The sequence below is a fragment of the Streptomyces sp. KLMMK genome (assembly GCF_036961605.1).
Lineage (GTDB): Bacteria > Actinomycetota > Actinomycetes > Streptomycetales > Streptomycetaceae > Streptomyces > Streptomyces telluris.
Genome location: NZ_JBAMDC010000164.1, coordinates 1 through 13841, shown reverse-complemented (window position 1 = coordinate 13841; position 13841 = coordinate 1). Strand labels below are relative to the sequence as shown.

The window sequence follows — 13841 nt, the reverse complement described above, 5'->3', positions numbered from 1 at the left end:
GGACGCGCCCGGCGCCGCCGAACTCGTCGCGGAGCTGGAGGAACTCGGCGCGAGCGCCACCGTCGTGGCTTGTGACGCGGCCGACCGGGACGCCCTGCGCGCGCTGCTGGCCGCGCACCCGGTCAACGCCGTCGTCCACGCCGCCGGCGTCGGCGACCACGTCATGATCGAGGACTCCGACCCGGCCGGGTTCGCCCGCACGGTGTCGGCGAAGGCGGCGGGCGCGGCCCACCTGGACGAACTGCTGGACGGCCAGGAGCTCGACGCATTCGTCATGTTCTCCTCGGGCGCCGGCATTTGGGGCGGCGCCAGCCAGGCCGCCTACTCGGCGGCCAACGCCTACCTGGACGCCCTCGCCGAGTACCGCCGGGCGCGCGGGCGCACCGCGCTCGCCGTCTCCTGGGGCGGCTGGGCCGAAGGCGGCATGGCCGGCGTCGGCGACGGCGAGGAGATGCTGCGCCGCCGCGGCCTGCCGCCCATGCGGCCCGCCCTCGCGATCTCCGCGCTGCAGCAGGCCCTGGCCGGCGACGAGACCGCCCTGACCGTGGCGGACTTCGACTGGGAGCGGTTCATCGGCCCGTTCACCGTCACCCGCCCCAGCGCTCTGCTCTCCGACGTGCCCGAAGCGCGCCGCTCCCTGGAGGCCCCGGCCTCCGGCGGCGCCGGAGCCGGCAACGCCCTCGCCGCGAAGCTGGCCGGGCTGCCGGCGGGCGAGCAGGACCGCACGCTGGTGGACCTCGTCCGTACCCGCGCGGCCGCCGTGCTCGGCCACGACGGCGCCGCGGCGGTCGAGCCCGGCCGGGCGTTCAACGACCTCGGCTTCGACTCGCTCACCGCCGTCGAACTGCGCAACAAGCTCACGGCCGACACCGGCCTGAAGCTGCCCACCACCCTGGTCTTCGACTACCCGAACGCCACCGCCCTGGCCCGGTTCCTGCGCGCCGGACTGCTCGGTGCGCAGACCGCCGCGCCGCAGGAGCGGAGCGCGGCCGCCGACGGCGACGAGCCCATCGCGATCGTGGCGATGAGCTGCCGCCTCCCCGGCGGCGTCGGCTCGCCCGAGGACCTCTGGCGGCTCGTGATGTCCGGCGGCGACGCCGTCGCGGGCTTCCCCGAGGACCGCGGCTGGGACATCGAGGACCTCTACGACCCCGACCCGGGCGTCCCGGGCAAGACGTACGCGCGCGACGGCGGCTTCCTCTACGACGCGGGCGACTTCGACGCCGCGCTGTTCGGGATCTCGCCGCGCGAGGCGCTCGCGATGGACCCGCAGCAGCGCCTGCTGCTGGAGGCCTCGTGGGAGGCGTTCGAGCGGGCCGGCATCGACCCGGCCTCCCTGAAGGGCAGCCGCACGGGCGTGTTCGTCGGCATGTCCTACCAGGGCTACGGCGCCGGCCTCCCGCAGGTCCCCGAAGGCGTCGAGGGACACCTGCTCACCGGCAGCGCCGCGAGCGTCGTCTCCGGGCGCGTGGCCTACTCGTTCGGCCTGGAGGGCCCGGCCGTCACCGTCGACACGGCCTGCTCGTCGTCGCTGGTCGCGCTGCACCTGGCCATCCAGTCGCTGCGCAACGGCGAGAGCACGATGGCCGTCGCGGGCGGTGTGAACGTCATGGCCGTACCGGCCGCGTTCGTGGAGTTCAGCCGGCAGCGCGGGCTGTCCGCCGACGGCCGCTGCAAGGCCTTCGGCGCCGGCGCGGACGGCACCGGCTGGGCGGAGGGCGTGGGTGTGGTGCTCGTCGAGCGCCTCAGCGACGCCGTGCGCCACGGCCACGACGTCCTCGCGGTCGTGCGGGGCAGCGCGGTCAACCAGGACGGCGCGTCCAACGGCCTGACCGCCCCCAACGGCCCGGCGCAGCAGCGCGTGATCCGGCAGGCCCTGGCCTCCGCCGGGCTCACCGAGGCCGACGTCGACGTGGTGGAGGCGCACGGCACGGGCACCGCGCTCGGCGACCCCATCGAGGCGCAGGCCCTGCTGGCGACGTACGGTCAGGACCGCTCCGAGGACGAGCCGCTGTGGCTGGGCTCGCTGAAGTCCAACATCGGTCACGCCCAGGCGGCGTCCGGCGTCGCCGGTGTGATCAAGATGGTGATGGCGATGCGGCACGGAGTGCTGCCGCGGACGCTGCACGCGGACGAGCCGACGCCGCACGTGGACTGGTCGGCGGGCGCCGTGCGGCTCCTGACCGAGGCCGTCGACTGGCCCGGGTCCGGCCGTCCGCGCCGCGCCGGCATCTCCTCCTTCGGCGTCAGCGGCACCAACGCCCACACGATCATCGAGCAGGCCCCGGAAGCGGAGCCGGCCGCCGTCGCACCGGTCGAGGTCGCCTCGCCGGCCGTGCCGTGGGTGCTGTCCGGCAAGTCCGAGGCCGCGCTGCGCGCCCAGGCCGAGCGCCTGCTGGCCCTCACCGCGGACGGCACCGGGCCGTCCCTCACCGACGCCGGCTTCTCCCTGGCCACCACCCGGGCCGCCCTGGAGCACCGCGCCGCCGTGGTCGGAGCCGACCGCGGCCGGATCGCCGAGGGCCTGCGGGCCCTGGCGTCGGGGGCGCCCGCTCCCGGCGTCGTCCTCGGCCGCGCCGACGCCGGCCAGGTCGGCTTCCTCTTCTCCGGGCAGGGCTCCCAGCGGCCCGGCATGGGACGGGAACTCCACGAGGCGTTCCCGGTCTTCGCCGAGGCCTACGACCAGGTGTGCGCACACCTCGACCGGCACCTCGACCGGCCGCTGCGGGACGTGGCCTTCGGCGAGAGCGGCCACGAGGACGGCGACGCGCTGAACCGCACCGCCTTCACCCAGCCCGCCCTGTTCGCGCACGAGGTCGCGATCCACCGCCTGCTGGAGTCGTGGGGCGTACGCCCGGACTACCTGGCCGGTCACTCCGTCGGCGAGATCGCCGCGGCCCACGTGGCCGGGGTCCTGTCCCTGGAGGACGCGGCCACGCTGGTGACGGCCCGCGCCCGCCTGATGCAGGCGCTGCCCTCCGGCGGCGCGATGGTCGCCGCCCAGGCCACCGAGGACGAGGTCCTGCCGCTCCTCACCGGCGCCGTGAGCATCGCCGCGGTCAACGGCCCCTCGTCGGTGGTGATCTCCGGTGACGAGGACGCCGTGACGGCCGTCGCCGAGGACCTCGCCCGGCAGGGCCGCAAGACCTCCCGGCTCACCGTGAGCCACGCGTTCCACTCGCCGCTGATGGACCCCATGCTGGAGGACTTCGCCCGCGTCGTCGGCGGACTGCGCTTCGAGAAGCCGGCCGTCCCGGTCGTCTCCAACGTGACCGGCGAGCTCATCGACGCGTACACGGCGGACTACTGGGTGCGGCACGTCCGCGAGGCCGTGCGCTTCGCCGACGGCATCCGCACCCTGGGCGACCTGGGCGTCACCACGTTCGTGGAGGTCGGCCCCGGCGGCGTGCTCAGCGGCATGGCCCAGGGCTGCCTGGACGGCGCGGTCACCGTACCCGCCGTACGGCCCGGCGGCCCCGAGCCCGAGGCGATCACCGGCGCCGTCGCGCAGCTCCACGTGCACGGCGTCCCCGTCGACTGGCACGCGTTCTTCGCCGGCCGCGGCGCCCGGCGCGCGGACCTGCCGACCTACGCCTTCCAGCACCAGAGGTACTGGCTGGAGACCGTCGCCCCCACCGTCGCCGCCGCGACCGACGCCGTGGAGGCGGGCTTCTGGGAGACGGTGGAGCGCGAGGACGCCCAGTCCCTGGCCACCACCCTCGACCTGCCCGCCGAGCACCTGGACGCGGTGCTGCCCCGGCTGTCCGCGTGGCGCCGGCAGCAGCGCCGGGAGTCCGCGGTGGAAGGCTGGTCCTACCGCGCGGTCTGGAAGCCGCTGAGCGGTCTGCGGACGCACGAACTGCCGGGCGACTGGCTGTTCCTGGTCACCGGGGAGACCGAGTGGACCGCCGCCGTCGCCGACGGCCTCACGGCCCGCGGGGCCCGGCTGATCCCGGTCGTGGTCGACGCGGCCGCCGACCGCGGCACGCTGCTGCGGCAACTCGGCGACGCGGCCGGCAGCACACCGCTCGACGGCGTCATCTCCCTGCTCGGCACCGACGAGCGGCCCCACCCCGCGCACCCCGCCCTCTCCGCCGGCACCGCGCTGACCCTCGCGCTCGTCCAGGCACTGGGCGACGCCGGGATCGACGCCCCGCTGTGGGCGCTGACCAGGTCCGCGATGTCCACCGGCCGTTCGGACGCGGCGCCGAGCGCCGCCCAGAACGCCGTCTGGGGCCTCGGCCGGGTCGCCGCGCTGGAGCACGCGCAGCGCTGGGGCGGTCTCGTCGACCTCCCGGAGACGATCGACGACCGGGTCGCCGGCCGCCTCGCCGCGGTGCTCGGCCAGTCGGCCGAGGACCAGGTCGCGATCCGCGACCGCGGCGTGTTCGGCCGCAGGCTCTCCCACGCCGCCGCCCGCCGGAACGGCCGGGCCGGGCAGCAGTGGTCGCCGCGCGGCACCGTACTGATCACCGGTGGTACGGGTGCGCTGGGCGGGCACGTCGCCCGCTGGCTCGCCGGTGCCGGAGCCGAACACCTGGTGCTGACCAGCCGCCGCGGTCCCGACGCCGCCGGCGCAGCCGCCCTCAAGGCCGAACTGGAGGAGGCGGGCGTCCGCGTGACCGTCGCCGCCTGCGACGTGGCCGACCGCGAGGCCCTGGCCGCGCTGCTCGCCGAGCACCCGGTGAACGCCGTCGTCCACACGGCCGGCGTGGACCACCTGGAGCCGCTGGACTCCATGACGCCGGGCGCCTTCGCCGGCGTGCTGTCCGCGAAGGCAGCCGGCGCCCTGCACCTCGACGCCCTGCTCGCGGACCGGGAGCTCGACGCCTTCGTGCTCTTCTCCTCCATCGCGGGCCTGTGGGGCAGCGGCTACCAGGCCGCCTACGCGGCGGCCAACGCCCTGCTCGACGGGCTCGCCGAACGACGGCGCGCCCGGGGCCTGACCGCCACCGCCGTGGCCTGGGGTCCGTGGGCCGGCGGCGGCATGGCCGAGAGTGACGGCGCGGACGAACGACTGCGCCGCCGCGGCCTGATCCCGATGCCCGCCGCCCTCGCCGTGGCCGGCCTCCGGCAGGCGCTGGACTCCGGCGAACCGACCGTGACCGTGGCCGACATCGACTGGGACCGCTTCCTCCCGCCGTTCACCGTGGGCCGCCCGAGCGCACTGCTCGGCGACCTCCCGGAGGCCGAGCGGATCCTCGGCGCCGGCGACCCCGCCGGCGAGCCCGGCACGACCGCCGCCTCGCCGTTGGCCGCCCGCCTCGCCGGGATGCCCGAGACCGAGCAGCACACCCTGCTGGTCGAGCTCGTCCGCACCCATGCGGCGGCTGTCCTCGGCCACAACGGCGCCGGCGAGGTCGAGGCCGACCGGGCGTTCAAGGACCTGGGCTTCGACTCCCTGACCGCCGTCGAACTGCGCAACAAGCTCAACGCCGAGACCGGCCTCGCCCTGCCGCCCACCCTGGTCTTCGACTACCCCAACGCCCACGCACTCGCCCGGCAGCTGCGCACCGAGATCACCGGCCTCGCCGCCGCGGCCGCACCGGAGACGGCCACCGCCGCGGCCGAGGACGACGACCCCATCGCGATCGTCGGCATGGCCTGCCGCTACCCGGGTGGAGTGCGCTCGCCCGAGGACCTGTGGCAGCTGGTGGTCTCCGGTGGCGACGCCGTGGGGGAGTTCCCCGCGGACCGCGGCTGGGACGTGGACGGCATCTACGACCCGGACCCGGACGCGTCCGGCAAGACGTACACCCGCCGCGGCGGATTCCTCTACGAGGCCGGGGAGTTCGACCCCGCATTCTTCGGGATCAGCCCGCGTGAGGCCGTCGCCATGGACCCGCAGCAGCGCCTGCTGCTGGAGACCACGTGGGAGACGTTCGAGCGGGCCGGCATCGACGCGGACTCGGTGCGGGGGAGCCGCACCGGAGTCTTCGTCGGCTCCGGCTATCAGGACTACGCCGCCCAGGCGTTCCACGCCGTCGACGACTCCGAGGGCTTCTTCGGCACCGGCAACTCCGCGAGCATCATGTCCGGCCGCATCGCCTACACCCTCGGTCTGGAGGGCCCGGCCGTCACCGTCGACACGGCGTGCTCGTCGTCGCTCGTGGCCCTGCACTGGGCGGTCCAGGCCCTGCGCAGCGGCGAGTGCTCCATGGCACTGGCCGGCGGCGTGATGGTCATGTCCACCCCGCGGGCCTTCGTGGAGTTCAGCCGCCAGCGGGGCCTGGCCCCCGACGGCCGCTGCAAGGCGTTCGGCGCCGGGGCCGACGGCACCGGCTGGGCCGAAGGCGTCGGCATGCTGCTGGTGGAGCGGCTCTCCGACGCCCGCCGCAACGGGCACCAGGTCCTGGCCGTCGTCCGCGGCAGCGCCATCAACCAGGACGGTGCCTCCAACGGCCTGACCGCGCCCAACGGGCCCGCGCAGCAGCGCGTCATCCGCCAGGCCCTCACCACCGCCGGCCTCACCGCCGCCGACATCGACGCGGTGGAGGCGCACGGCACCGGCACCCGGCTCGGCGACCCGATCGAGGCGCAGGCGCTGCTCGCGACGTACGGGCAGGAGCGGCCCGAGGGGCAGCCGCTGTGGCTGGGCTCGCTGAAGTCCAACATCGGTCACGCCCAGGCCGCCGCCGGTGTCGGCGGCATCATCAAGATGGTCATGGCGATGCGCCACGGCGTCCTGCCGCAGACCCTGCACGTCGACGAGCCGACTCCGCACGTGGACTGGTCGGCAGGTGACGTACGGCTGCTGACCGAGGCCATGGACTGGCCGGAGTCGGACCGCCCGCGCCGCGCCGCGATCTCGTCGTTCGGTGTCAGCGGCACCAACGCCCACACGATCATCGAGCAGGCCCCGGCCTTCGACGCGGAGCCCGCAGAGGCCCCGGCCCCGGTCCCGGCCCTGCTGCCGTGGGTGCTCTCCGCCAAGAGCAGCGCAGCCCTGCGCGATCAGGCGCGACGACTGCTGTCCTTCGTGAAGGACGGCATGTCACCGGCCGATGTCGGCTTCTCGCTGGCCACCACCCGCAGCACCCTGCGCCACAGGGCGGCGGTCGTCGGCGAGAGCTGTGACGACTTCCGGCGCGGACTGGGCTACCTGGCCGCCGGAATGCCGTCGCCCGCCGTCGTCCAGGGCCGGCCGGGAGGCAAGGCCGGGTTCCTGTTCTCCGGTCAGGGTTCGCAGCGCATCGGCATGGGGCGTGAGCTGTACGAGGCGTTCCCCGTCTTCGCCGATGCGTACGACGAGGTGTGCGCGCGTCTGGATGCCCCGGTCGACGTCGACTCCGAGGACCTCGACCGGACGGGTTCGACGCAGCCCGCTCTCTTCGCGATCGAGGTGGCGCTGTTCCGGCTCCTCGAATCCTGGGGCGTCCGGCCGGATTACGTGGCCGGTCACTCCGTGGGCGAGATCGCGGCCGCGCACGTGGCGGGTGTGCTGTCGCTCGACGACGCGGCGAAGCTCGTGCCGGCGCGCGCCGCGCTGATGCAGGCCCTGCCCGCGGGCGGTGCGATGGTGGCGGTCCAGGCGACCGAGGACGAGGTGCTCCCGCACCTGAGCGAGCACGTCGGCATTGCGGCGATCAACGGGCCTCAGTCCGTGGTGATTTCCGGTGCCGAGGACAGCGTGCTGGAGATCGCCGAGGTCTTCACGCAGCTGGGTCGGAAGACCTCCCGGCTGAAGGTCAGCCACGCGTTCCACTCGCCGTTGATGGACCCGATGCTGGAGGACTTCGCCGCGGTCGTGGGCGGTCTGTCCTTCAGTGAGCCGCGGATTCCGGTGGTGTCCAACCTGACCGGTCGTCTCGCGGAGCCGTACACGCCGGAGTACTGGGTCCGGCACGTCCGCGAAGCGGTCCGTTTCGCCGATGGTGTGCAGACCCTGCACGACCTGGGCGTGACCACCTTCGTGGAGATCGGTCCCGGCGGCGTCCTCAGCGGAATGGCGCAGGGCTGCCTGGACGAGGCCGTCACCGTGCCCGTCCTGCGCGCCGACCGCCCCGAGCGGCAGGCCGTCGTCACGGCCCTGGCGCACCTGCACACGCACGGCGTCCCCGTGGACTGGAGCACGTTCTTCCCCGGTACCCGGACCGTCGACCTGCCGACGTACGCGTTCCAGCACGAGCGGTACTGGGTGGACGCGCCGGAAGCCGCTGCTGCGGCGGCGGTCGCGGACCCGGTGGACGCGGAGTTCTGGGAGACCGTCGAGCGCGAGGACCTGCAGGCCCTCGCCGGCACCCTCGACATCCGTGCCGAGGACACGTTCAGTGACGTCCTGCCGAGGCTGTCGTCGTGGCGACGGCAGCGCAAAGAGCAGTCCACCGTGGACGGCTGGCGCTACGGCATCGCCTGGAAAGGGATCCCCGACCCCCAGAGCCCGGCCGACCGGAACGGTGTATGGCTGGTTCCGGTCAGCGCTGCGCAGCTCGGCGACGACTGGGTCACCGCCTGCCTGCGCGGGCTGACCGACCGCGGCCTGGCTCCGCTGCCGGTCCCGGTCGAGCCGGCCACCGGCCGTGCGGACCTGGCCGCGCAGCTCGCCGCGGCAGCCGGTGACGAGCCCGTGGCGGGCGTCCTGTCCCTGCTCGCCGTCGACGGCGAGCCCGCCCCGGCGGCCGAAGGCCTGACCACCGGCGTCGCGCTGTCCGTCCTGCTCGTCCAGGCCCTGGGCGACGCGGGCGTCGGCGCCCCGCTGTGGTGCGCGACCCGGAACGCCATGGGCGTCGGCCCCGCCGACGAGGTGGCGGACCCCTTCCAGTCCCAGGTCTGGGGCCTGGGCCGGGTGGCGGCGCTGGAGCACGCGCAGCGCTGGGGTGGTCTCGTCGACCTGCCGGAGACGATCGACGACCGGGTCTCCGGTCGCCTCGTCGCGGTGCTCGGCCAGTCGGCCGAGGACCAGGTCGCGATCCGCGACCGCGGCGTGTTCGGGCGACGTCTGTCCCGGCTGCCCGCGGGCCGGACCGGCCGGTCCTGGACACCGCGCGGCACGGTGCTGATCACGGGGGGTACGGGTGCGCTGGGCGGCCATGTCGCCCGCTGGCTGGCGGGTGCGGGCGCCGGACACCTGGTGCTCACCAGCCGCCGGGGCACCGACGCTCCCGGCGCGGCCGGCCTCCGCAGCGAACTGGAGGCGCTGGGCGCCCGGGTGACGATCGCCGCCTGTGACGTGGCCGACCGCGACGCGGTCTCCGCGCTGCTCGCCGAGCACCCGGTGAACGCCGTCGTCCACACGGCCGGCACCGCCGAGGCGGGCATGCTCGCCGAGACCGATCTCGGCGACTTCGCGGCGACGGTCGCCGCGAAGGCCCTGGGAGCCGCACACCTCCACGAACTGCTCGGGGACCGGGAACTGGACGCATTCGTCCTCTTCTCCTCCATCTCCGGCGTGTGGGGAGGCGGCGGGCAGGCCGCGTACTCGGCCGCGAACGCCTTCCTCGACGGCCTGGCGCAGCACCGGCGGGCCCGGGGCCTCGCCGCGACCGCGATCGCCTGGGGCCCGTGGGGCGAGGGCGGCATGGTCGCCGACGCCGGGGACGAGGAGCGGCTGCGGCAGCGCGGCCTGACCGTGCTGCGGCCGGACCGGGCGATCTCCGCGCTGCACGGTGCGCTGAGCGACGGCGACGGCGCGGTCACCGTGGCGGACGTGGACTGGGAGCGGTTCGTCGTCCCGTTCACCGTCAGCAGGCCGAGCGTGCTGCTGAGCGAGCTGCCCGAGGTCAGGGACGCCCTGGCCGACGAGCCCGCCGGGCAGGACGCGGAGCCGTCCGCGCTGAAGGAGAAGCTGTCCGGGCTGTCCGGGGACGAACAGCAACGCCTGCTCGTGGACACGGTCCGCGCGCACGCGGCGGCCGTCCTCGGCCACAGCGACTCGGTGGCGGTGGAACCGGACCTGGCGTTCCGGGACCTCGGCTTCGACTCCCTCACGGCGGTCGAGCTGCGCAACCTGCTCACCGCCGACACCGGCCTGACCCTGCCCGCGACCCTGGTCTTCGACCACCCGACGCCCGAGGCCGTCGCCCGGTACCTGCGGAGCGAACTCGCCGGCGGTACGGGCCCGGACGAGGCGTCGGTCTTCAGCGAACTGGACCGCCTGGAGTCGGTGATCTCGACGGCCGCCTCCGCCGAGGAGACGGTCCGGTCGGGGGTGCGGAGGCGCCTGCAGGAGCTGCTGACCCTGGTGAACTCCGCCGGGGAACAGGGAGCGGAATCCGCCGACGCACAGCGGCAGCTCCAGGACGCGACGATCGACGACATCTTCGATCTGATCGATCAAGATCTAGAAAATTCCTAGTTCTTGGCGCTCTACCTTTAACGACAGCCGAGGACGGACGGGGCGGATGAGCAGCAACGAAGACAGGCTTCTCGAGTATCTCAAGCGCGTCACCGGGGACCTCCGACAGGTCCGGGAGCGCCTGCGCGAGGTCGAGGAGAAGGACCAGGAACCCATCGCGATCGTCGGCATGGCCTGCCGGTATCCGGGCGGCGTGCGCTCGCCGGAGGACCTGTGGCAGCTGGTGGTCTCCGGTGGCGACGCGGTCGGGGAGTTCCCCGCGGACCGGGGCTGGGACGTGGAGGGCATCTACGACCCGGACCCGGAGGCGCCGGGCAGGACCTACGCGCGGCACGGTGGATTCCTCTACGAGGCGGGGGAATTCGACCCGGGGTTCTTCGGGATCAGCCCGCGTGAGGCCGTGGCGATGGATCCGCAGCAGCGGTTGCTGCTGGAGGCCACGTGGGAGACGTTCGAGCGGGCCGGCATCGACGCGGAGTCGGTGCGGGGGAGCCGCACCGGAGTCTTCGTCGGCTCCGGCTACCAGGACTACGTCAACCTCCTGCTCGGCGTGGCCGGCGAGGCCTCCGACGGCCACGTCGGGACCGGCAACTCGGCCAGCGTGATGTCCGGCCGCATCGCCTACACCTTCGGCCTGGAGGGACCGGCGGTCACCGTCGACACGGCCTGCTCGTCGTCGCTGGTGGCGCTCCACTGGGCGATCCAGGCGCTGCGCGGCGGCGAGTGCTCGATGGCGCTGGCCGGCGGTGTCCAGGTCATGACCACGCCCACCGCGTTCGTCGAATTCAGCCGCCAGCGCGGACTGGCACCGGACGGACGGTGCAAGCCGTTCGCCGCCGGGGCGGACGGCACGGGCTGGGCCGAGGGTGTCGGCATGCTGCTGGTGGAGCGGCTCTCGGACGCCCGCCGCAACGGGCACCGGGTCCTGGCCGTCGTCCGCGGCAGCGCCGTCAACCAGGACGGCGCCTCCAACGGCCTGACCGCGCCGAACGGGCCCGCGCAGCAGCGGGTCATCCGCCAGGCCCTGGCCTCGGCCGGCCTGTCTCCCGCCCAGATCGACGCGGTGGAGGCGCACGGCACGGGAACCCGGCTGGGGGACCCGATCGAGGCGCAGGCCCTGCTGGCCACGTACGGCCGCGAGCGGCCCGAGGGCCGGCCGCTGTGGCTGGGTTCGCTGAAGTCCAACATCGGGCACTCGCAGGCTGCTGCGGGCGTCGGCGGGATCATCAAGATGGTCATGGCGATGCGTCACGGCGTCCTGCCGCAGACCCTGCACGTCGACGAGCCGACCCCGCACGTGGACTGGACGGCCGGTGACGTCCGCCTGCTGACGGATGCCGTCGCCTGGCCGGAGTCCGACCACCCGCGCAGGGCCGCCGTCTCGTCCTTCGGCGTCAGCGGCACCAACGCCCACACCATCATCGAACAGGCCCCGGCCTTCGACGAGGAGCCCGCCGGGGCTCCCGCCGCCGGCCCCCTGGCCTGGGTGCTCTCCGCCAAGAGCGACGAGGCGCTGCAGGCCCAGGCGGCCGCGCTGCTGCCCGTCGCCGAAGGTGACGTATCGTCGGCGGACGTCGGACTGTCGCTGGCCACGACCCGGGCGGCCCTGCGCCACCGGGCCGCGGTGGTGGGGGAGGGCCGTGAGGAACTCCTGCACGGTCTGCGGGACTTGGCCGCCGGAGCCCCGTCGCCCGGTGTGCTGCTGGGGCGCCCCGCCGGTGGAAAGACCGGGTTCCTCTTCTCCGGTCAGGGCTCGCAGCGCATCGGCATGGGCCGTGAGCTGTACGAGGCGTTCCCCGTCTTCGCCGAGGCCTACGACGAGGTGTGCGCGCATCTGGACGCGCCCGTCGACGTCGATGCCGAAACGCTTCACCAGACCGGGTGCACCCAGCCCGCGCTGTTCGCCGTGGAGGTGGCGCTGTTCCGGCTCCTCGCATCCTGGGGGGTCCGGCCCGACTTCGTCGGGGGCCACTCCGTGGGCGAGATCGCGGCGGCGCACGTGGCCGGCGCGCTCTCACTGAAGGACGCGGCGAAGCTCGTGTCCGCCCGTGCCGCGCTGATGCAGGCGCTGCCCGCGGGCGGTGCGATGGTGGCGGTCCAGGCCACCGAGGACGAGGTCCTTCCGCACCTCACCGACGGGGTGAGCATCGCCGCGGTCAACGGACCGCGGTCGGTGGTGATCTCCGGTGACGAGACAGCGGCCCTGAACATCGCAGCGGTCTTCACCGAGCAGGGGCGCAAGACCTCCCGTCTGAAGGTCAGCCATGCCTTCCACTCGCCGCTGATGGACCCGATGCTGGAGGACTTCGCCGAGGTCGTCCGGGGCCTGTCCTTCAGCGCACCGCAGCTCCCGGTCGTCTCCAACGTCACGGGGCGGATCGTCGAGGCGTACACGGCCGAGTACTGGGTCCGCCACGTCCGCGAGGCGGTCCGCTTCGCCGACGGCGTGCAGACCCTGCACGACCTGGGCGTGACCACCTTCGTGGAGATCGGCCCCGGCGGCGTCCTGAGCGGGATGACCCAGGGCTGCCTGGACGACGGCGCGGTCACCGTCCCCGTCCTGCGCGCCGACCGCTCCGAGCGACAGGCCCTCGTCACGGCCCTCGCACAGCTGCACACCCATGGCGTCGCCGTGGACTGGAGCGTGTTCTTCTCCGGCGCCCGGACGACCGATCTGCCGACGTACGCGTTCCAGCACGAGCGGTACTGGGTGGACGCTCCGGAAGCCGCTGACGCGACGGCGGATCCGGTGGAAGCGGAGTTCTGGGACACCGTCGAGCGCGAGGATCTGGAGGCGCTCGCCGGCACCCTGGACATCCGTGCCGAGGACGCGTTCAGCGATGTGCTGCCGCGCCTGTCGTCGTGGCGGCGGCAGCGCAAGGAGCAGTCCGCGTCCGAAGCCTGGCGCTACTGCGAATCGTGGAAGCGCCTGGGCGAGCCCGCTCCGGCCGGACTCGGCGGCACCTGGCTGCTGGCCGTGCCGGAGGAGGACAACGAGCAGGTCGCCGCGGTCCGTACCGCGCTCACCGCCCGCGGCGCCGATGTGCAGACCCTGGCTGTCGGCGCGGCGAGCGACCGCGACGGCCTGGCCCGGGAGCTGAACGGGCTCGGACCGGTCGACGGCGTGCTCTCCCTGCTCCTCACCGACGACCCCGTGCTGCCCACCCTGCTGCTCGTCCAGGCCCTGGGCGACGCGGGCGTCGACGCACCGCTGTGGTGCCTCACCTCCGGCGCGGTGGCCGTCAGCGGCTCCGACGCCGTACGCAACGCACGGCACACCCAGGTCTGGGGCCTGGGCCGCACGGTCGCCCTGGAACTGCCCCGGCGCTGGGGCGGCCTGATCGACCTGCCGGAGACCGTCGACGACCGGACCGCCGCACGCCTCGCCGGAGTGCTGGCACAGGCGCAGGCGGGCGGGTGGGACGAGGACCAGCTCGCGGTCCGCGCCTCCGGAGTCTTCGCCCGGCGGCTCGCCCACGCGCCGGCCCGCCCGGCCACCCGCCACTGGCAGCCCCGGGGCACCGTCCTGATCACCGGCGGTACGGGT

At 74.5% G+C, this 13841-nt stretch carries 2 protein-coding genes; both read left to right on the top strand.

From position 1 onward, the window contains the following. Positions 1-10294, top strand: a 10294-nt coding sequence (locus V7793_RS21855) for a type I polyketide synthase (RefSeq protein WP_336009050.1), incomplete at its 5' end; no start/stop codon positions are given. A gap of 46 nt (positions 10295-10340) precedes the next feature. Further along, positions 10341-13841 (top strand): type I polyketide synthase (locus V7793_RS21850; protein ID WP_336009048.1); only part of this gene is annotated, 3501 nt, incomplete at its 3' end.